General features: G+C 47.8%; 20 protein-coding genes and 1 tRNA gene. 10 read left to right on the forward strand and 11 right to left on the reverse strand.

Features of this window, described 5'->3' with window-relative positions:
- Positions 1 to 25: 25 nt before the first annotated feature.
- The 4 genes from RBK99_RS08665 to RBK99_RS08680 form a co-directional block, all read right to left on the reverse strand.
- On the reverse strand, positions 26 to 1,339 hold the full coding sequence (locus tag RBK99_RS08665; RefSeq protein ID WP_317504208.1) for a type II toxin-antitoxin system HipA family toxin: 1,314 nt from the start codon (positions 1,337 to 1,339) through the stop codon (positions 26 to 28).
- Complete coding sequence (locus RBK99_RS08670; protein ID WP_317504209.1) at positions 1,339 to 1,614, reverse strand: helix-turn-helix domain-containing protein; 276 nt, start codon at positions 1,612 to 1,614, stop codon at positions 1,339 to 1,341. Before RBK99_RS08670 ends, RBK99_RS08665 begins: the two co-directional genes overlap by 1 nt.
- 207 nt (positions 1,615 to 1,821) lie before the next feature.
- Positions 1,822 to 2,253: a hypothetical protein gene (locus RBK99_RS08675; RefSeq protein ID WP_317504210.1), complete on the reverse strand. Its 432-nt coding sequence runs from the start codon at positions 2,251 to 2,253 to the stop codon at positions 1,822 to 1,824.
- A 114-nt stretch (positions 2,254 to 2,367) separates the two neighbouring features.
- Positions 2,368 to 3,240: a hypothetical protein gene (locus RBK99_RS08680; protein ID WP_317504211.1), complete on the reverse strand. Its 873-nt coding sequence runs from the start codon at positions 3,238 to 3,240 to the stop codon at positions 2,368 to 2,370.
- Between the two features lie 216 nt (positions 3,241 to 3,456).
- Between RBK99_RS08680 and RBK99_RS08685 the strand changes: the two genes are divergently transcribed.
- Both RBK99_RS08685 and RBK99_RS08690 read left to right on the forward strand, forming a co-directional pair.
- Positions 3,457 to 4,077, forward strand: a complete 621-nt coding sequence (locus RBK99_RS08685) for a hypothetical protein (protein ID WP_317504212.1) — start codon at positions 3,457 to 3,459, stop codon at positions 4,075 to 4,077.
- Entirely contained in the window at positions 4,067 to 4,660 is a 594-nt protein-coding gene (locus RBK99_RS08690; protein WP_317504213.1) for a hypothetical protein, read from the forward strand. The genes RBK99_RS08685 and RBK99_RS08690 overlap by 11 nt, the downstream gene beginning before the upstream one ends.
- A 424-nt stretch (positions 4,661 to 5,084) precedes the next feature.
- Here the strand turns inward: RBK99_RS08690 and RBK99_RS08695 are convergent.
- Positions 5,085 to 5,161: transfer RNA gene (locus RBK99_RS08695), tRNA-Arg, on the reverse strand.
- 150 nt (positions 5,162 to 5,311) lie between these two features.
- Between RBK99_RS08695 and RBK99_RS08700 the strand changes: the two genes are divergently transcribed.
- Positions 5,312 to 6,115, forward strand: coding sequence for a UDP-2,3-diacylglucosamine diphosphatase (locus RBK99_RS08700; protein WP_317504214.1), 804 nt, complete (start codon positions 5,312 to 5,314; stop codon positions 6,113 to 6,115).
- 44 nt (positions 6,116 to 6,159) lie between these two features.
- On the opposite strand, the gene RBK99_RS08705 is transcribed toward RBK99_RS08700, so the two are convergent.
- A complete protein-coding gene (locus RBK99_RS08705) occupies positions 6,160 to 7,719 on the reverse strand; it encodes a serine hydrolase (protein WP_317504215.1) in 1,560 nt (519 codons plus the stop codon).
- A 155-nt stretch (positions 7,720 to 7,874) separates the two neighbouring features.
- Here RBK99_RS08705 and RBK99_RS08710 point away from each other — a divergent pair, with 155 nt between their 5' ends.
- Together RBK99_RS08710 and RBK99_RS08715 are read left to right on the forward strand one after the other, a co-directional pair.
- A complete protein-coding gene (locus tag RBK99_RS08710; protein WP_317504216.1) occupies positions 7,875 to 9,965 on the forward strand; it encodes a TonB-dependent receptor in 2,091 nt (696 codons plus the stop codon).
- Between the two features lie 3 nt (positions 9,966 to 9,968).
- A complete protein-coding gene (locus tag RBK99_RS08715; RefSeq protein WP_317504217.1) occupies positions 9,969 to 11,006 on the forward strand; it encodes a PepSY-associated TM helix domain-containing protein in 1,038 nt (345 codons plus the stop codon).
- Between the two features lie 95 nt (positions 11,007 to 11,101).
- Here the strand turns inward: RBK99_RS08715 and cydB are convergent, their stop codons facing one another.
- The 3 genes from cydB to alr form a co-directional block, all read right to left on the reverse strand.
- The gene (gene cydB, locus RBK99_RS08720) at positions 11,102 to 12,103 is read right to left on the reverse strand and encodes a cytochrome d ubiquinol oxidase subunit II (RefSeq protein WP_317504218.1); all 1,002 of its coding nucleotides are present in this window, start codon (positions 12,101 to 12,103) and stop codon (positions 11,102 to 11,104) included.
- Between the two features lie 3 nt (positions 12,104 to 12,106).
- Positions 12,107 to 13,495, reverse strand: coding sequence for a cytochrome ubiquinol oxidase subunit I (locus tag RBK99_RS08725; protein ID WP_317504219.1), 1,389 nt, complete (start codon positions 13,493 to 13,495; stop codon positions 12,107 to 12,109).
- 124 nt (positions 13,496 to 13,619) lie between these two features.
- Positions 13,620 to 14,711, reverse strand: coding sequence for an alanine racemase (gene alr / locus RBK99_RS08730; protein ID WP_317504220.1), 1,092 nt, complete (start codon positions 14,709 to 14,711; stop codon positions 13,620 to 13,622).
- A gap of 136 nt (positions 14,712 to 14,847) precedes the next feature.
- Here alr and RBK99_RS08735 point away from each other — a divergent pair, with 136 nt between their 5' ends.
- From RBK99_RS08735 to RBK99_RS08745, 3 genes are read left to right on the forward strand one after another with little or no spacing between them, the layout of a single operon-like run.
- Entirely contained in the window at positions 14,848 to 16,905 is a 2,058-nt protein-coding gene (locus tag RBK99_RS08735; RefSeq protein ID WP_317504221.1) for a S9 family peptidase, read from the forward strand.
- A complete protein-coding gene (locus tag RBK99_RS08740; RefSeq protein ID WP_317504222.1) occupies positions 16,902 to 17,723 on the forward strand; it encodes a prephenate dehydratase in 822 nt (273 codons plus the stop codon). Before RBK99_RS08735 ends, RBK99_RS08740 begins: the two co-directional genes overlap by 4 nt.
- A complete protein-coding gene (locus RBK99_RS08745; RefSeq protein ID WP_317504223.1) occupies positions 17,723 to 18,373 on the forward strand; it encodes an alpha/beta hydrolase in 651 nt (216 codons plus the stop codon). Before RBK99_RS08740 ends, RBK99_RS08745 begins: the two co-directional genes overlap by 1 nt.
- 26 nt (positions 18,374 to 18,399) lie before the next feature.
- Here RBK99_RS08745 and RBK99_RS08750 read toward each other — a convergent pair whose 3' ends face one another.
- Both RBK99_RS08750 and purE read right to left on the reverse strand, forming a co-directional pair.
- Complete coding sequence (locus RBK99_RS08750) at positions 18,400 to 19,488, reverse strand: ATP-grasp domain-containing protein (protein WP_317504224.1); 1,089 nt, start codon at positions 19,486 to 19,488, stop codon at positions 18,400 to 18,402.
- Positions 19,485 to 19,976: a 5-(carboxyamino)imidazole ribonucleotide mutase gene (purE, locus tag RBK99_RS08755; protein ID WP_317504225.1), complete on the reverse strand. Its 492-nt coding sequence runs from the start codon at positions 19,974 to 19,976 to the stop codon at positions 19,485 to 19,487. The genes RBK99_RS08750 and purE overlap by 4 nt, the downstream gene beginning before the upstream one ends.
- A gap of 188 nt (positions 19,977 to 20,164) precedes the next feature.
- Here purE and RBK99_RS08760 point away from each other — a divergent pair, with 188 nt between their 5' ends.
- Positions 20,165 to 20,713: a hydrolase gene (locus tag RBK99_RS08760; RefSeq protein WP_317504226.1), complete on the forward strand. Its 549-nt coding sequence runs from the start codon at positions 20,165 to 20,167 to the stop codon at positions 20,711 to 20,713.
- Between the two features lie 183 nt (positions 20,714 to 20,896).
- Positions 20,897 to 21,103, forward strand: a complete 207-nt coding sequence (locus RBK99_RS08765; RefSeq protein WP_011233297.1) for a cold-shock protein — start codon at positions 20,897 to 20,899, stop codon at positions 21,101 to 21,103.
- The last annotated feature ends 136 nt before the right edge of the window (positions 21,104 to 21,239 follow it).

Raw genomic sequence — 21,239 nt, forward strand, 5'->3', positions numbered from 1 at the left:
AAATGCCAGTTTGCGACTGTTAAAGCTACCCTACAAGTAACCGCTCACTGCGCGCGCGCATGCCATCAAAAATCGGGCTCGCCACGTTTTCCGGAAAATCAGCGGGTAAATCCTTTTTCACTTGCTCGATAACATGGTCCACCTGACCACACATTCTGGAAATAATTTCTTTCATTTTGGTTTGGCTGAACTCAGCCTCTTTCGCTGTTTTTAAAAAGTGGCGCTTAAAAATGTGGTAAATATTCCATTCCTTACTTTTGGAGCCACGCAAGCTCATCGCCAGTTTTAAGTCGCGAATATTCAAACCGGCTCCACCCACAGCAGGGTAAGCAGAAATAATATCGTAAAGTGGCGTCAGTCGATAAGCACCATATGCCTCTATATGGACGGAAAAGTTTTTTGCATGACCATCGGTAGCACCGAGCAAAAAGAAGAGCACTTGTGCTGCCATAAATACTTCACGATCATTAACTGACTGAGCTGAGCCCTGAAGGTGCTTCATGATTGTCGCGATCGAAGGGCCATTACCCGATTCGTATTTACGAGCAGATGGTAAACCAAACACTTGGCAATAATCTTCCTGAGGTAAGCGCATTAACCACGAACGGTCACCCGAATACCGTCGATCAAAACGCTCAATTGCTAACGCTTTAACATTTCCCGTATCAATTACCTCACATTCCGGTACGTCAAAGCCAAAAGCTTTCGCCAACATCAAACACAACATTTCATTTTCAACACTGTCGCTCAAATCAATCGTATGATCATGGCTTTGTATCTTACCAATCGGCAATTTAATGATATGGGAAGTTGGTGTGTTTCCTTTTGGGAGACACCATTGACCATGCACTTTTAACAATGACGTTTTTTCCTGAGCGCCGGCAATTGAAATCCGAAAGTCATCCACTTCTCTTATCATGCCCAAAGGTGCCTTTGACTGATAACCTTTCAGAATACGTTCTAACCTATCAAGGTCCAGCTGCTCATATTGAAGCTCACGAGCATTTCCCAGCTGCTCACCGTCCAGTACAAATTGTAACGCTCCAACACTATCCCTTCCGATTGCGGATAATAGATCAAAAGGTTGATCGGAATCTGCATGGTAACGTGCTGAAATTCTATCCCGAATTTCGGCATTGTCCGGTAGTAAGTTATCAAAGAAATTGATGACTTCGCTTCCAATATACTCGTCCTGCCGTAACGGCAAAGAGAGAGAAATTGGACGAGCACCATCTTTCAACAACCATTGGTCATCATAAATAAAAGAATGAGCGCCGGCATCCGTTCGATGAAAGAACCCCACTCTATAACCGTTCATATAGACATTGAGAGTTGCCATTACCACTCCTCAGTCCACTTACCGTCATCCGAAGTATGACTTCCTCTTTGATTTCGAGCGCTGCCGTCTCTCGGTTTTACTGATAGCTCGAGCTCTAACGCTGACAACAACCGGAATAGCGTATCAAGCTGCATTTTTTCTGGCGTTGATTCAAACCGGGACACGGTTCCTTGCCGCAGATCGACTTCGTCTGCAACCACAGATTGACTCAAGCCACGGCGTTTCCTCTCATCTCGTAAGTAAACGGCAAGAGCTTTAGGATCAGTAACTTTCATTAGACACCTTTTATACGCGAGTGAGTATAGGTATCACTATATACGCAATTGCGCATAAGTAAAGTTTTATACGCGACTACGTATATGAATAGGTTTTCTCTATCAAGACCTACTATTAGGTGACCAAATTTAGTTGGCCACTACATTTCGATCGATTAATCTAAAACCTTGAATCCCCATTGTTTTCTATACGCCTCGATATAATCTTCATAAAAATAGCGACGAAAATTTATCCTCGTAAAGCGTTAGTGCGGGGTTATATAGTGTCATCTCTCCATCCAGCAGAGAATAGGTATTTGAATGAGCGCTAATCACTAAATCGTTTTCTATACACTTCCGAAGTGCCGATAAAAGTTCATTTTTTCCACCGCTAAATGCCGTCTCGGTAAAAAAAATCTCAAGTTCAAAATTCTCAAAAACATTATAGACCTCCGCCAATGCTTTAATTTCTATTTCCTCAGTTCGAACGGGCAGTCTAACAACATTAGCCTTAACTTTTTCGCCGCCCGCCTTAGTAAGGCATTTATTCTCTATGAGGCTAATAATTCGACAGAAAAACGTACAGGACTGGGCATTATCGAACCTTTCAATATATTTGCTAAATGATCCAATGGCTTGATGCGCTAGTTTAATAGTCAAAAAAGTACATTCCTTATAAAAGTGGTCTAAATATTTGAAAATCAAGTCAACCGAGATTGTTCATTATCGCTAGTATTTCCGGAGAGAAAGAAACTCGACTCCGTATGCCCACACTCAACTCCGAGAAGAAAACTTTTCTACTAAGGTGTTAATTGCCTTAGTTCGATACTTCTCGAATTCTCCGCCTTGCGGGCGAGGATGCGAAATTCTAATACAGTCAATTCCATCAGACTGAAAATGCCAATATCGGCGCTTAACAAGCTCTTTAGTTTCGTAATTCTTATAGTCCACAAGATCTGTCGATTCCCCTCCCCCGTGGTTGTCTCCCGCCAACAATTTGCAAACCATTTTTATAGTCTGATCGTTAGCTGTGGTACAACCGACTGCAAATATAATGGCGTCGGGGCGGTTATATTTTATGCTGGCTGCGAGAAGCTCTGCTGAGCATCGCTGAATAAACTTGAACTCCGAATCTTTTCTCGATAACGGAGAGCGGCCATTGAAATCCCAAGCATAAAGGTTTTGATAGATGAGGGCATGAGGATCAAGCTCGAGGGATTTGGCGACCTTTAAATAAAATCGTTGGAATGTACTTTTGGACTTTGTTCTTACGGGTCCGTCAGGGTGATCGCGAAGGTGCCAGGAGTAGCGAAAAAGCGATTCATCTATTACATCTTGTAAATCACCTTCTTCGTTTGCTTTTACAATTGCTGATATAGTATTTTTCTTTGTTTCTGTGTTCCAGCCTGCTGTGTTCCAGCCTGCGGTCTCCCTACCTACCACCATCACCTTCTTTTTGCTCGCCTCATAATGCTCAAACGGTTTAGACAAAAACACACCAGAATATAAATCTTGCCCCAGAATAAAGTCTGTCGATCTAATTGACGACAAAACTGCCTTGTAACTCTCGATAAGTAGGGAGTTGTTCACACGACCTCCAATTTTTATAATATGCATCTCGTGAAAGCCGGATTTCTCCAGGCCCATTTTAAATTTAATCCGCTGTTTAAGTACCTAATTTTACTGCAATGCGCTTCTCCAAGGAGATTGAAAACTCACTTTGTAATATCATACCCAAACTACAAAATTTAATGTAAGGCCAGACGAAAGATGGATGAGTTTATCGCACAAGGGTTTGCCGATTTACGCGACCACTATAAGAAATCTATGAGTATTTTCCGTCCGTGTAAGCCCGGCGGTGAAATGGTAGAGCAAAACTTAATAACGGCATTTTTATTGGCCTCCTTAAAGCGTTATCCTGATTCTCTCTGGGGTGTTGAGGTTCCTTTTGCAGGAGCACCGCAGCAAAAACCTGCTTCAGCTAGACCCCCTGTTAACAATCAACCATCCAAACTTAGCGAAAAAGATGTTTTAGGCGAACCTTGGAAAAATCACATTGACGCGTTTATCTACCTAAATGAGACACTGTACTTCATCGAGGCTAAACGAGATTATCCGGCAGAGACTTTTTTACAACACATAAAAGCTGACTACGAACGCATAAAGTCACCAGAATTAGCCGTTAGCTTTCGTTTGATGATGAATAGGTCTGGCGTATATAGAGAACCGTTTGGGGCCATAAAGCAGGTTAAAGGAATATTACTTGCAGATACTTGGCGCCCAAATAATCTGAAGCTTTGGACAAACGGTTATTACAAGGCTGCAGGACAAAAGCAAGCTAGCGACTTGTCCTGGCTTAAATCACTGGAGCGAGACTCTCACCCACTGGACTTTAAGTCGGGAGCAAGCGAATCATACTCTCTATTAATCGCTCAAACAGCGGATCTGGAGCGCAGCCGGAAGATCATTAACAATGAACTTTGACCTGTACACTGACTTCATAGCGCCCATGTATGGAGAGAACAAAGAGCTGTTTAAGTCCGTAACTGCGCTTATAAAGAAGCTCCAAGCAAACAAAGTTAAATTTTGCTTTGCCGGTGACTTACCTTTTTCACTTCATTGCGTGCGACAAATGACAACTGATATGGATATCTTTATCTCAGAATTAGATTGGCAGTTACTGGAGATGAGTCTACTTCGCAAGGAGGCAGATGGTCATATTAGTATTAAAGAAAATGTCCGACCTTTTGACGATAAAGCAGAGGCATTTTCTTTCACCATAAACTTAATAAAAATATCAGCGACCCAATGGAAGGAACTGACTGTAGAGAACACGCTCAGCGCTTTCAAAATAGATAACCTCCCCGCTGTCGCTCAGCTTAGTTTGATACCCATGGTAAATATACTTAAAAGTAGACGAAGCTTTTCCAGCTCTGAAGACAGTTTTTTTAAAGCAAGATTAGCGCAAGCGAAGGAAAAACAAGAGACAGGAGAAGTGGGTTCCGGTTACATCATGTCTTGGGGAGAGCTTCAGGCTCTCAAGAAAAAAAGATTTGAGGGGCATTAGGATCTAAGTTTTAAATTAGACTAGGTTATCAAAGGCGAGATCCTTTCGCCTATTGATTTCTTTGTCCCGTTATAAGGCGTTTCGACTTACCAACGGTTTACACTCGGAAACCAATTTAAATGATAAGGTCCGGTGTTGACACAAAGCGGAAGTAAACAAAAAATTAACGGGCTTCCGACTAATCTCCATGGCCTATTCGACTCTCAATATAAGTTGCTGGGATCATTTCGAATTCCAAAGTATAACGTCGAATATTTTCGACACCTAAACTCAGGTTTTTCTGGCTCTGATTTAAAAATTGTAGGGAAAGGTCAAAATTTGGCTGATGAAAAGTTAATCCGAAAATGTTGGCCACATTCTGGACACAATTTGGACACATTAAATTTTTAGTAAGTGATTACTATCAAGGAAATTCGCACAGAGATGGCGCACCCGGCAGAATTCGAATCTGCGACCTCTGCCTCCGGAGGGCAGCGCTCTATCCAGCTGAGCTACGGGTGCGTAGTCTGGGGTATTCAGAGCAGGCGAGGATTTTAGGGAATATCCGTCGCAATGTCCAGTATTGTACGTGTCACAAAAGCTTAAATGAACTGTCAACGTCGGTTCATTTAAGCAGCGGAGTATAGACGAAACCCACCGTGGGAGATCGTTATGCCCCAGGCTCGTTTAAATGCCCGAACGTTATTCATTTCTGATGTTCACTTAGGCTCGAAGGACTGCAAGGCCGAGTTTTTGCTTCACTTGCTAAAACGCGTTGACGTCGAACGGCTATATTTAGTTGGCGACATCATCGATTTTTGGGCCATGAAGCGACAGATTTTTTGGCCCACTTCGCATCACAAGGTCATTCAACAAATATTGGCCATGGCACGCAACGGTGTCGATGTTATCTATATTCCCGGCAATCATGATGAAGTGATGCGTAAATACCGGCACCCCGATGTCGCCAGCATACGAATTCAACGTCAGGCCATTCACACCACCGCAGACAACAAACGGCTGCTAGTCATGCATGGCGATGCGTTTGACGCGGAAACCTGTCACAGCAAGCTGCTTTCCTTTGTTGGCGATAACCTTTATGACTTTTTACTGTGGCTCAACCGCCAGACAAACCGCGTGCGCAACCTTTTTGGTCACAATTACTGGTCGCTGTCAGCTTATGTAAAAAGCCAGGTTGGCAAGGCTGAAGAAGTCATCGGTAACTATCGGTCGGCGGCGCTTCGTGAAACCAACAAGCGAGGCCTGGATGGCATTGTCTGTGGTCACATTCACCATCCCGAGCTGCTTGAAGAAAGCGAATTGATTTACGCCAACACAGGCGACTGGGTCGAGAACTGTACGGCTCTGCTTGAAGACCATAAAGGCGAACTGTCGCTACTCAACTACACAGTCTCTGACGCCCAACCAGCGCGTATTCGCCGTCGGCGAAGGCGCGCATACGATAACGCAGCCTGAAAAGGCTGCGCTTTACTCGATATACAGGTGGGTCAACCGACAGTTTAATCGGCCGTTTTCGATTGCTGTTTCTGCAAATTCAAATTATGAAAATCAAAGCTAAAGTCAGTAAAAGGTGCCGCAGCCTCCAGTGTGGCGCCCGTCACTTCATTATTTCGATTCACACCGAAATCAATAAACGCATCGGCCTCAAGCAGCGGTTCATCCCAGCGCACCACAAAGGTATCTCCGTTATAGTGCTCTAACGTACCGTTTAGCATGGGCGTGTGAGTAAAGTTAATACGCAGCTCTCCCTGCTCAAGGGTCAGTTCCACATCACCATACCAGGCGTCGTGATAAACCCCGGCGTAACGCGTTAACGGCAAAGCTGATCTCACTAGTTCTGGTGTTTGAATAGCAAACTCAGTCTTGTTATTCATGAAAGCCTGATACTTTTCCTGCTCCTCTGCAACCCAGTCGCGGTCTGGCAAATTCAGTAAATCTTCCAGCGCTTCCTGAGTCACAGCCGTAAGGCCGCCAAAAGCTTGCTGATTACTCAGCACCACCATACCGAAGTTCTTCTCTGGTATGAGGGTGGTCAGCGACAACATGCCCAGAATGCCTCCGCTGTGGTAAACGCGCTTCACACCCTGGTAGTCCTTCAAAAACCAGCCCATACCGTATCCACTAAAGTATGTTCCTTGTTCGGCAGCCTCAGGAGACGTGCCCAGCGGCGTGGTCAATTGCCACATCTCTTGCTGTGCGTCTTCCGAAAAAACACGCTCACCTGACGGGCTCACACCACCTTGCAACTGGGTAATTAACCAATTTCCTAAATCATCGACGCTTGCCGCCGTCGCGCCAGCGGCGCCAAAATCCTCAAGAAAGTCGAGCGGAAAGCGATGCAGTTCTCCATCCATTTCAATGGTACCCACAGCCACATTATTGTTGCTTTGCGGAATGTTTGAAAAGCCAAGAACACTTTCATCCATATTTAACGGCTCGAAAAAAGTTTTTTCAATGTACTGACGGTACGGCATACCGGTAACACGGTGGATGATTTCACCTGCGGTCAAAAACATTAAATTATTGTAGGCAAATCGCTCACGCAAACCATGTTCAATAGGCACATGCGCTAATCCGGCAATAATCTCACTGGTGGACTTATCGGTGTTTGGCCAAATCATCAAGTCTCCGGCGCCCAAACCCAGCCCTGAACGATGGCTTAACGTATCCCGAATAGTCAGCGACTGTGTAATAGCCGGATCGGCTAACCGAAACTCTGGAATGTACTCAATGACTTTGTCATCCCAATCTAACTTCCCCTGCTCCACCAGGGTTGCCATGGCCGCGGCGGTAAAGGCCTTGGTGTTTGAAGCAATACCGAACAATGTTTCGGCATTAACCGGCTCTCCAGTTTTTATATCGCGCACGCCAAAACCTTCCGCTAAAATCACCTCACCATCTTTGACGGCCACCACGGCGAGGCCGGGAATATTAAAGGCCTCTAACGTTTCTTCTGCGGTGTTACGAATGCTGTCAGCACTTTGCGCCCACAACGGCGCACTGGTCAGCAACGCGGCTGCAAGTAGGGCTGAACTCAGTGTTTGAAAACAAAATTTCATTAATCGGTTCCTTTCGACAAACAGTGTTAGTTAAATACCATATCGGATAGAAGATTGCGATTAAGCAAAAAACTTAATAAATAATTAAGTTTCAATTGACTTTGTAATGAGAATAATTATCATCACCGCAAATTAAGTAAATGATAAGGATTCTCATGTTCAAAAAGCCACTTACGTTAGCTATTGCTTCCTTGTTGTCCGTTTCTGCAGCAGCACAGCAGACTCCGGTCGACGAAACCATCAAAATTACGGCAACCCGCACCAGTGTTCCTCAAAGTGCGATTCCGGCTACGGTCTCCGTGATAGATGGCGAAGAGTTACGCCAGCAGCTGAGTGTCGCAGAGTCTTTATCCGATATTTTGGGGAACCTTATCCCCGCTTACTCACCTTCTCGCCAAAAGTTAACCAGCTCAGGCGAAACCTTACGCGGTCGTCAGCCACTTTACTTAATTGATGGCGTTCCTCAATCAAATCCGTTACGTGACGGCTCACGCGCAGCTTATACCATTGACCCCTTTATGATTGAACGGGTTGAAGTCATTCACGGTGCCAGCGCTATTCAAGGTATGGGCGCCAGCGGTGGCATCATCAATATCGTCACTAAAAAAGCCGAAGATGGCACTAGTCACGAAGTGAATGCCGGCTTCACCGCACCAGATTCCGAAATTTCTGAAGGGTTAAGCTACCAGGCAGGTTATCTTCTGCGACATGGCAGTGGTCAATGGGATGTCGTTTTTGGTGCCCAATATCGTGATACCGGTATGTACGTTGATGGCAAAGGACAGCTCATTGGTGTTGATGTTGCCCAAGGCGACACCATGGACTCCAAGAGCTACGACTTATTTACGAAAGTCGGTTATGACATTGATAGCGAACAGCGTCTTGAGTTTATGCTGAACCGCTTTGATATGGCCGGTAACGGCGACTATTACTCTGTTGACGGTAACCGCGCAGAGAATATCCCGACGTTGTCACTTGAAGGCCAGTACCCTGGGGAGGCACCGGAAAACGAGGTGACTACATCCAGCTTAACCTACAACAACAGCGACTTTTTAAGCGCTGACTTAAATTGGCAGCTGTTCTTCCAGGACTTTTCCGCACTGTACGGCGGTGGCACCTATGCAACCTTCCAGGATCCAGCCTACGGTGATGATCTGTTCGACCAATCGCGCAACGATTCACGCAAATACGGTTCACGCATTACCTTAAACTGGAACAACATTCAGCAGTCACCTGTGTCTGTTAGCGCAGGGCTAGATTACCTGAATGACGAAACCTTTCAGGAATTGGCTCAAACGGGTCGTAAATGGGTGCCGGAAACACAATTTGAGAACTGGGCCCCCTACGCTCAACTTCGCTACCAGGCCAACGACTTAACACTAAGTGGTGGTCTACGCTATGAATACGGTAAGTTAAAAGCTGATGACTTCACCACTTTAGCCTCTTACGGCTCAGTCTTCGTAGAAGGCGGAGAACCCAGTTTTAACGAATTGCTGGGTAACTTGGGTGCGGTTTACGCCTTAAATGACGAATGGCGCGTTTTTGCCAGCTATTCCGAAGGCTTCAGCATGCCAGACGTTGGCCGTGTGTTACGGGGCATTTCGACACCGAACTTAAGCGTTAGCAGCTTCCTGGATCTGCAACCGGTTATCGCCGACAACGAAGAAGTGGGTATCGAGTATCGAAGCAATGCATGGAACGCCTCTGTCAGCTACTTTCGCTCCAGCTCCGATTTAGGCGCGCGTTTGCAAGCTGATGTCGACGGCTTTTATAGCGTTCAGCGTGAAAAAACCGACATTGACGGTATTGAACTGAGCGCTGAATACGCTTTATCGAACGATACCGCTTTTGGCCTGAACTACGCAGATACCGACGGCAAGTATGACAGCGACGATGACGGTTCTGTCGATACACAACTGGGCGGTCGTAATATTGCCCCTAAACGGGCGAACCTGTTCTGGTCACAACAATGGACGGGCATGGTCAGCAGCCGCGTACAATGGAACAAACTGTTTGACCGCGATATTTACACTGGCGCTGAAGCCATTAACAATTTTGACGGCTACAACACAGTTGACGCAACCATGCTGGTTGAAACCCGCGATATGGGTCAATTCTCATTTGGTATAGAGAACCTGTTTGATAAGTACTACTTCACCTACTACGCACAAACCGTTGGTGGCGATAACCGCAACTTCACCGGCCGGGGCCGTACTGTTAGCGTGACCTGGAATTACCAGTGGTAAGCCATGTCGCTTAAGCGAAAGCTGCCGACACTGACACAATGGCACCGATGGCTGGGCTTAACGCTCAGCCTTTGGCTTTTATTGATGGCGGTAAGCGGCAGCATTTTGCTCTATAAAAACGAGTTTCTGAGCTGGCAATACCCTCAGCTGCAATTACCTCAACCGTTAACTCAGACCCAAGTCGCCCGCATTGCCAATAACCACCACACCGGCTATGCACTGATGCCAACGGACGACAGACCCTGGCTTGAAATCGTCGATTCGGAAAGTACGCATTATTATTACGATGCAAGTGGCACTCTCTTATTAGAGCGGCACTACCTAAGCGACGTTACAAGCTGGCTGGTCGAATTACACCATCATTTGCTGTTAGATGAGCTTGGTAAGGATATTCTCGGTATATTAGGCCTTGCCAGCCTGGCGTTGATTTTCACCGGGCTGATCCGCTGGTGGCCAAGAAGAGGATTCTCCCTGCGCGCACTATCCGTGCGTTTTTATAACCCCTTTTCACGCCGCGGAATGCAAACCTTGTGGCAGTCCCATCGTTTTATCGGGGTGGTTCTGTTTATACCCGTATTCATTGGACTAAGCACGGGTACCGCGATTATGTATTCCGCCCAGGTCAAGTCTATGCTGCTGGCGACTCTACCCTTTCAACAAACCAGTTCGAATAAGATGATTGATGCTTCAGCAGTTAACTGGCAGCAGCGCTTTGACATAGCGAAGCAGGTGCTGCCAACAACAGACGCACGTTTATTGTATCTCGAAGAACCACGCATTCGTCTTAAGCATAATAACGAGTGGCACCCTAACGGGCGAAATTATGTTGGCTTCAACCAAAATGGAAAGCTAGATGAAGTCACTAATACCCATAACACGCCGCTTGGAAACCAGGTATCGAACACCATTTACCCGTTGCATGTTGCCGCAATGGGCGGTTGGCTATATCAGCTGGTTATTTTACTCTCCGGAGTCGCGCTTATTTTATTACCCGTTAGCGGAATCTGGTTTTATACCAAACGCTTTTCACGTCTACAGTAAGGCCCAGCGTATTAAGCCGCCAACCAGCGTGACGGCTAATACACCCAGACACCATAATCCAACGAACCACAGCCATTTTTTCAGCACCGGTTTCATTAGTCGTGATACCCGCTTTCAGGATCAACTTTGCCGCGAAATACCCAGTAGGTATAGCCCGTGTAGGCAAAGATAATAGGCAGAAGGAATACGGCTCCAACGAGCAAAAACTTCAGGCTGTTATCGGGTGCTGCAGCTTGCCACAAAGTGATACTCCGCGGCACCAGGTAAGGGAAAATGCTAACCGCGAACCCGGCAAAAGATAAAAGGAATAAACCCAGCCCCCACAAGTATGGCCGCCCTTCTTGCTTTTTATGCAGAGAGCGCAATAACCCCAGGGTAATGATCACCAGAAGTATTGGTAACGCCCACAAACCAACCGAGGCAGGGTAGGTAAACCAACGCTCCGCAATAAAAGGATCGGCATAAGGCAAATAGAGACTGACAAAGGCTATGCAAGCCACCAATAAAATAGCGCTGTACCAACCGGCACGATAGCTTTGGCGCTGTAAGTCACCTTTCGTTTTCATCACCAACCAGGTGGCACCCAGCATCATATAGCCAATAACCACCGCGACACCGCAAAAGAGGGTAAAGGGAGTCAACCAATCAAACCAGCCGCCGGAATACGCCCGGTCAGTGACCTGAATGCCCTGTAACATAGCCCCCAGCATAATGCCCTGACTAAGCGCCGCGATTAACGAGCCGACAATAAAGGACAAGTCCCAAATACCCTTGGCGCGCTTAGTCTTAAATCGATACTCAAACGCCACCCCTCGGAAAATAAGGCCCAGTAACATGGCGATAACCGGCATGTACAACGCCGGCATCAGCACCGAATAAGCGAGCGGAAATACGGCCAGCAAACCGCCGCCACCTAGCACCAGCCAGGTTTCGTTGCCATCCCAGACAGGGGCGACGGTGTTCATCATCACATCGCGGTCTTCTTCCTTTTTAAACCAGGGGAAAAGCAGCGCAATACCCAGGTCAAATCCGTCTAAAGCAACGTAAGCGAAAACAGAAACAGAAATTAATATTGCCCAAATAAGTGCGTAATCCATAACTTAGGCCTCCTCGTCGTAAATGCGCTCAGCGGCCATTGTTGGCTTATACTTAGCGTAATCGGGAATCGCTACTTTTGCGGGGTCACTCGCCATTTTGCGCAGAATATAAAAAGTACCCGCACCAAAAACGAGGAAGTAAACGACTATGAAGGCAATCAAACTGCCCGCAACGCCTGCCTTATCAATGGGTGACGCTGCATCAGCGGTACGCAACAGACCATAAATGACCCAGGGCTGGCGGCCAACTTCCGTCACTATCCACCCGGCGATAACCGCCACAAAGCCCATGGGCCCCATAAATAAGCTAAAGCGCAGTAATAACTTGTTGTCATACAGTTTGCCTCGCAGCCTCTGTATTCCTGACCAAAGCCCTGCAAGCACCATTAATACACCAATCCCCACCATTATTCTGAAAGCCCAGAACACAGTGGCTACAGGAGGCCAGTCTTCTCGCGGGAACTGATCCAGCCCGGTGACTTCTGCATTAATATCGTGTTTCAGAATAATGCTGGCAAGCCCGGGGATCTTCAGCGCGTAATCCACTTCGGCAGTTTTCTCGTTGGGCATGCCGAATAAATACAAAGGCGCCTGAGCCTCGGTGTGAAAATGGCCTTCCATCGCCGCCACTTTCGCGGGTTGATGTTCTTGCGTATTCAAGCCGTGGAAATCACCCACCAATACCTGTAATGGCGCCACAATTAACGCCATCCACATGGCCATGGAAAACATTTTTCGTGCTGCAGCATTGGTTTTGTCTTTCAGTAAGTGCCAGGCACCTACTGCACCAACAACAAAAGCGACTGTCAGGTAAGCTGCCAGCAGCATGTGTGCCAGTCTGTAAGGGAAGGAGGGGTTAAACACAACTTCAAACCAGTCAGTAACAATGAATTGACCGGCTTCGTTCATAGCGTAACCCGCGGGTGTTTGCATCCAGCTGTTGACCGATAAAATCCAAAACGCTGAAATGGCAGTGCCTACTGCCACCATCAATGTGGCAAAGAAGTGAAGCTTTTCGCCAACCTTATTCATACCAAACAACATCACACCAAGGAACCCTGCCTCAAGGAAAAAGGCGGTTAACACCTCATAACCCATTAACGGGCCTATAACCGGGCCTGCTTTGTCAGAAAATACCGACCAGTTAGTGCCAAACTGGTAACTCATGACAATGCCGGACACCACACCCATACCAAAGGCAACCGCGAAAATCTTAACCCAATAGCGGAACAACTGCTGGTAAACGGGGTTTCGGGTTTTTAGGTAAAGGCCTTCGAGAACCGCAAGGTAACTAGCAACACCAATGGTAAACGCAGGAAAAATAATGTGAAATGCGATAGTAAAAGCGAACTGAAAGCGCGCCAGAAATAGTGCGTCAAAACTTTCGAACATAGCAAACACCCTTAACTGAGGTTTGCCTTAAGTATACGCCTTTGTTGATAAAGATCAGGGTTCAGCGAGTAAAAGTTGTAGGATAAATACTAATCAATGCCATACTTTTTGTATGGCTAATCGCTTAGAGAAGCACTCGCGGCACTCGCCCACTGACACCTGTTAGTAAATGCCAGGAAATGGTATCTGCGCAGGCTGCAACCTGCCGTACATCAACATCAGGCCCCCACAGCTCAACATCGTCACCCAGCTGAACGTCATCAATACCGGTGACATCAATAGTCAACATATCCATAGAAACGCGTCCGGCTAAACCAACCCGATGGCCTCGGATCATTGCAGGCGTACCATTTTTTGCCTGCCGCGGGTAGCCGTCCGCATAGCCCATAGCAACCGTTGCAATAACGCTGGGCTTTTCAGCACTCCAGCCGCTGCCATAACCCACCGACTCGCCTCGTTTCAGCTTGTGTAATGCTATAACCGGAGCCACCAGTCGCATAGCAGGCTGCAGTTCAGGCTGTACCTCTGTTACTGTGGATGGGTTAACGCCATATAGTAGCAGCCCGGCCCTGGCCCAGTCGTCATCCTGCAGCGCCCATTGCGTAGCCGGATTCAGTAACCCGGCCGAATTATGAAAACTACGAGCCTGATACCCACTAAGTGTGCCTGATAGCTGATAAAACAACTGTTTTTGAGCCGCATTTAAGCTGTGCTCGGCATCGGCATTTGCCAAATGTGACATCAGCGTTACACCCGCGACATTATCGCTTGATTGCAGTCGGCTTAACGCCTGTTGCGCTTGCTCTTGAGACCAGCCAAGCCGATGCATACCGGTATCCACCTTTAGCCAAATCCACAAAGGAGCTCTTAACTTGGCCTGTTCAATAGCTTGCAACTGTTGCTCACAATGCACCACCGGGCTGAGCTGCTGTTCACAGCAAAGAGTCAGCTCCTTGTTCGAAAAGCAGCCTTCGAGTATCACCACAGGCCCTTTGTAGCCGCTATCCCGAACGGCCAATGCCTCCTCCATAAAACCGGCTGCCATGCCATCAACGTACGGGGTTAACGCTTGAACAGCTGGCCCCACTCCGTGTCCGTAACCGTCAGCCTTGACGACTCCCAGGAGTTTCCCACCAGCCATTGCCCGGCGAACCCACTTGGCATTGTGCTGTATCGCAGAAGAGGATATCTCGGCACGCGTTTGGCGGTAATGCATGTATTTTCCTTCTTTTTTCAAGCAGCCTTTGGGAAAGGCGTTCAGTTTACCGTATTTTCTGCCAACTTGAACGGAACTCTTTGCATCGCCTGGCAAGCTTAAGTAACGTAAAGCGATAACCAAAAGGAGAACAACAATGTGGTTAAAACAATCCGTCATTGCCGGTAGCTTAGCGCTACTTTTTACTTCCGTTCCAGCACTATCGCAAGACACTAAGCCAACAAATAGTACATTTAAAGCTGAAGACATTTTCCAGCTTGAATACGCCAATCAGGTCAGCATTTCACCTGACGGCAAGTACATAGCGTACATTCGCAACAGCTTTGATGACATGAAAGACAACACCAGACGCTCATTATGGCTAATTGATACCGAAACGGGTCAACATTTACCCCTTTTTGACGATCAGCACAGCTACGGCAGCCTGGCCTGGTCAAACGATGGTACCCGACTCGCCTTTGCTTCTAACCGCTCGGACAAGAATCAGATTCATGTGCACTGGATAAAAGAGCAGCGAACCGCCACAGTCACTCATGTGAGTGAAAGCCCGGGCAGCATCAGTTGGTCGAACGACGACACTCAACTGGCTTTTACCATGTCAGTCAAAGCCGAACCGACACCTTTCGCAAAAAGCGTTAAAAAACCAGCCAAACCGGAAGGCGCTAAATGGTCAAAGTCTCCTATTATCGTTCAAGAGGCTTATTACCAGCGTGACGGTCGCGGCGTACTGGAGCCTGCACACACGCAGCTCTTTGTGGTTCCTGCCGAAGGCGGCACCGCGCGCCAGCTAACCGACGGCCCTTATCGACATGGCGGTCCGCTGACCTGGACAACCGGCGATACGCATCTCGTTTTCTCTGGTAATCGTGTCAACGACTGGGCCTACCAGGTAAATGAAAGCGACTTATACAGTGTCAGCCTGAGTTCTAAAGAGGTCACTCAGGTCACCGACAAGCCGGGCCGCGAGTCGTCTCCTCAGTTTTCACCCAATGGCGAACGTTTGGTGTACCTGCACAGCTCCAACGAACCTGTTCCTTACCATAAATCACAATTGTGGATCATGGACTGGAGTGATCGCAGCAAAACCGAACTGCAGGCAGACTTTGACCGATCCTTTAGTTCACCGCAATGGACAGGCAATGACTCATTAGCGGTTTCCTTTACTAACGAGGGAAGGACCGTCGTCGCTGATGTTACCCTGGATAACGAGCTGACCAAACGGGTCAATGATGTTTCCGGCACTTACGTCAGCCGCCCTTATACCATGGGCTCCTTTAGCGCCTCAAAAACCGGCGCAATAGCTTACACCAAAGGCTCAGCTTACCGCCCTGCCGATGTCGGTTATCAACCTAAAGGCGGTGAAGCCGTCCAGTTTACTCAGTTAAACGAGGATCTTCTCGGTCACCGTAACCTGGGTAAAATTCATGAAGTTCGGTATAAGTCCCGCTACGACGGGCAGGAAATCCAGGGCTGGTACATTACGCCTCCGAATTACGACGCAAGCAAAGAATACCCCTTATTGCTGGAAGTCCATGGCGGACCCCACTTGTCTTATGGTCCTCACTTTGCTGCCGAACATCAGCGCTACGCTGCCGAGGGCTATGTCGTTCTTTATGTGAATCACCGCGGCAGTACCTCATACGGCAAAGACTTCGCTATGTTGCTGGATGGAAACTATGCCTCTCCGTACGACTTTGCTGATCACATGACAGGCATCGACTTACTGATAGATAAAGGTATTGCAGACCCGAATAATCTCTTTATTGCCGGTGGCTCTGCCGGAGGTATTGCGACGGCCTACGCAGTCGGGCTGACCAACCGCTTTAATGCAGCAGCGGCAACCAACCCGGTCATTAACTGGGTAAGTAAGGTGCTCACGGCCGACAGCTCCATTGGTCAAATCACGAATCAGTTCCCGGGTATGCCATGGGAAGAACTCGAGCATTACTGGCAACGTTCACCTTTGTCTATGGTGGGTGACGTTGAGACACCGGTACTGTTGTTCACTGGGGAAAAAGATCGCCGTACCCCCATCTCAGAGACCGAACAGTTTTACCAGGCTCTTAAGTTGCAAAAAGTAGATACGGCGATGGTACGCGTGCCCGGTGCATACCATGGTGTGACTGCGCGTCCGTCAAACATGATTGCGAAAATCGAGCATGCACTGGCCTGGTTCGAGCAATACAAAAAATGAAGCTAGCCACTTTGGGACCCGCAGGCACCTTTTCAGAGGTTGCCGCGGGACTTTACCAGCCCGAAAAAAATCATGACATTCAGTTGCTGGACAGCCTGGTAAGCTGTCTGGACGCTGTTGGTCAGAGCTGTGACGCTGCCGTTGTTCCTATCGAAAACCTAACTGAAGGGTTTGTCTCGCCGGTGGTCGATTATCTGGTTCAACGGCCTTTACGCATTCAGGCCGAAATTCGTATTCCGGTAGCCTTTCAATGCTTGAGTAACAGCAACCACCCGAAACAAATATTCGCCCAGTTTGTTGCGGCAGGACAGTGCCATCAGTACTTGCATAAATTAGCTCTTCCTATTGTCCATACCGCCAGTAATTCGTTGTCTCTGGACGCTTTACGAGCGGCTGAAGGCCCCTCGGCCGCAGTGGTTCCAAAGCATTTGGAGTGCCCGGATAATTTGCAGGTACTGAGTCACAAAATAGCCGACAACCCACACAACGAAACACGCTTCGTGGTATTATCCGCTGCTTCTGAAGAGCCGGTGTTCGATAAAGGAAGAGGCTGGAAAAGCAGCTTGCTGCTCATTGACGACAACGACCACCCGGGGTTGCTGGTCGATAGCTTGCAGGTTTTTGCCAAGCAGCAAATAAACTTAACCTCTATTGTTTCGCGCCCGGCTGGCAGTCGGTTTGGCGACTATCACTTTTTTATTGAATTTGATGGTCACCGCAGCGAGCCCGGTGTGGCTTTTGCTCTTAAAGAACTGGCCGCAATGAACAACATTCACTGGCTGGGTTCCTACCCGGCCGCAGTCATAGGAAATCAGTAATGTCTCTGGAAGTTATCAAACACGAGCCGGCAGGTAATGCCGACGCGGTTATCATCTGGCTTCACGGTTTGGGTGCCTCAGGTAATGACTTTGTCCCCATGACCGAGCACTTAAAACCTACCAATGCACAGGTTCGCTTTTTATTCCCTCATGCACCACAAATGCCGGTCACCATTAATCAGGGTATGGTCATGCCGGCCTGGTACGATATTACCGATATGAGCATCGACCGTCAGATTGACAGCCAGCAACTGCGCGAGTCTGCTGCCAAAGTGCATGCGATGATTGATGGGCAGATTGAGAAAGGGATCGACAGTAAACGCATTATTATTGCCGGCTTTTCACAAGGTGGAGCTGTCGGTTACGAAGCGGCCTTAACGTATCCCAAGCCGCTGGCAGGCTTGATGGCGCATTCCACCTACTTTGCGACTGCAGGTGACATTGAGGTAAACGAGGCCAATGCAGAGCTGCCAATTTTAGTTCAACACGGAACCCAGGATCCGGTGGTACCCGAAGTACTGGGGCAAAAGGCCTGTGCGGTATTGAAGGAAAAAGGGTTTTCAGTAACCTACCAAACTTACCCGATGCCACACTCGCTGTGCATGGAGCAGGTTGAGGATATGCAGAAATGGCTGAATGAGCGGTTTTAGCCGCTCATTCAGATTTTAAATAGGTTCTAGCCCGCCAGTAGCTGCAGCTTTTCAGTCCAGCTGCTGGCCAGATTCTCGCCTCGCTCAAATGAATCTATCATAATATTCACGTGGCCTACTTTACGTCCTGGTCTGGCATCCTTACCGTACCAGTGACACTCAGCCGCAGCGGCTTCCCACAACGCTTCAGGAATACCCGCAACGCCAATCACGTTGACCATTAACGTTGGCGCAATCAGTAAATCAGGCAGGGGCAAACCGGTAATGGCGCGAATGTGCAGGTTAAATTGATCGCAGTTAGCACCGCTCATTGTCCAGTGGCCCGAGTTGTGCACTCTTGGTGCCACTTCGTTAACCAACAAATATTGGTTGTCGCCATCGCCAACAACAAAAAATTCGATAGCCAATACACCCACATAATCCAACGCGTTAGTCAGCTTACGGTGATACTCTTTTGCTAAATCCTCAAGCGCTTGAGAGAAGTGCCCTGCGCCCGCCAGACTGTATGACAAAATGCCATTGGTATGCACATTTAAAGTGAGCGGAAAACAACGTTGTTCGCCTTTGTGTGAGCGCGCACCCACTACCGACACTTCGTCGGTGAAGTCAATCATGTCTTCGACTATTCCCGGCCGTTCTCCGGCTTCGTTAGCCACTGCGGCAATATCATCACCCGGACGCCAGCGCCATTGGCCTTTCCCGTCGTAGCCTCCTTTCGCTGACTTAATTACAACCGCATGCTCACAGGTGTTTAAAATAGCCGTTAAGTCGGCAACGCTTTCGTAAGCTTTCCAGGCAGAGGTGGGTATTTCCAGCTCATCACACAGTGCCTTTTGAGTACGGCGATCGACCAGCTGATTAAAGCGCTCCGCCTTTAGCAGAAACTTGTCAGCCGTTTTTGCAACGAGCTCCTCACCCAAATGCTCATGTTCCCAGGTAGTAACATCAGCCCAGTCATTGGCCTCAGCTAACGTCATTGCAAGCGTCTGCTGACTACCCAGCGCCATTACCTTGTCGTGCCTGTCACTATACAGAACGCATTCATGGCCTTGCTGAATAACTGCTTTACCCAGCATTTGTCCTAGTTGACCATTACCAAGAATCAGGATTTTCATTTTGGCAGCTCCAAATCAGCATTCGCCATCACTTTTTCTTTTTGTGCTGTGCGAAATTCCTGCACTCGTTGGCGAACGTCGCTGTCAAAGCTGCCGATAACTTGTGCTGCTAACAAGCCGGCATTTGCGGCACCTGCATCACCAATCGCCAAGGTTCCCACAGCGACGCCTTTTGGCATTTGCACAATGGACAACAAGCTATCCAAACCTTTTAACTGCTTACTGGGCACGGGCACACCGAACACCGGGATAGCAGTATAAGCCGCCAGCATGCCGGGAAGATGAGCTGCGCCACCGGCGCCGGCAATAACGACAGGCACGCCATCTTGCTCCGCCTGCTCCATGGTGGATTTAAGTAAGTCCGGCGTGCGATGCGCAGAAACTACTTTCGCCTGCCACTTAATGCCCAGAGACTCTAGCATTTCAGCCGCTTTTTGCATTACCGGCCAATCGGACTGGGAACCCATTAGAATCAATACCGGAGCCATGGTGTCACCTTTTATTTACTGTTTGGATGTGCGTGTGCATTCGGAAAGGCGAGGATTGTAGCCACTGGCCGGCCTAACTGCAAATTTCACGCACAATTATTGACCAGATTAAGACTTTTTGCTGATAGCGGTGTTAATCAGCTAAGGTTAGTATCTATTATAAGTATAACGTTAAACGACAGGAATGGATGATGCTGCTTTCTGCTAAAGATTCTCTGCTATTGATAGTCGATGCCCAAGAACGGTTGCTGCCAGCCATTTACCAACGTGATGTAGTGACATCCCGTATGCGTTGGTTAGGCGAAATTGCGGTGCAGCTCGATGTGCCTATTCTTATCACGGAGCAATACCCTAAAGGCTTAGGCTACACCGTAGACAGCCTTCAGGAAATTATTGAAGCAGCCCGCGTGGTTGAAAAAACACATTTCAGTGCACTCAGGGACGATACATTTCGGGATGTTCTCTCAGAGTACAATAAAAAGCATATTGTGGTTATGGGCATGGAAACCCACGTGTGCGTTCTGCAAACGGCAATAGAGCTTCAGGAGTCCGGATATCAAGTGTTTTTACCGGCCGATACGGTTGGCTCGCGGCGCTCTACGGATAAATCAGGTGCCATAGAACGGATGCGCAGCGCCGGAGTGGAAATCGTCACTTCCGAGATGGCAGCATTCGAATGGCTGGAGAAAGCCGGAACCGATACTTTCCGTCATATCAGCCGTAACTGGTTAAAATAACGCAAGGCATTGTTGACTCAAGCGAAATTAAGGGTATACTCGATCGCGCTGAGAAAATTTCGGCTATTGATTTGAGATTTTTTACGAAGTCCTTTTTGCTGTACCTCGTTTTGTAAGTCCAAGTAATACCTAAGTTTTTTGAGCAATACATTGATTTCAACATGCACTACGAGGAATATCAGCATGTCTACTACTACAGGTAAAGTAAAATTCTTTAACGAAGCTAAAGGCTTCGGTTTCATCGAGCAAGAAAACGGCGCAGACGTTTTCGTACATTTCAGCGCTATTCAGTCTGACGGTTTCAAAACTCTGGCAGAAGGCCAGCAAGTTTCTTTCACCGTAGCTCAAGGCCCTAAAGGTCCACAAGCTGAAAACGTAGTTCCTATGTAAGGAACCTTCTGTACCCTTCCGGGTGCCGAACGTTTACACAAAGAATTTCAAAAACGTCGCTTTTAGCGGCGTTTTTTTATGACTAAATTTCCCCTCTTACTAAACTTTTCGGGCCAAAATACGATAACCTTATAAA

Origin of the sequence: Idiomarina solivarensis (assembly GCF_033052755.1) — a bacterium.
In the GTDB taxonomy this organism is placed as follows: Bacteria; Pseudomonadota; Gammaproteobacteria; order Enterobacterales; family Alteromonadaceae; genus Idiomarina.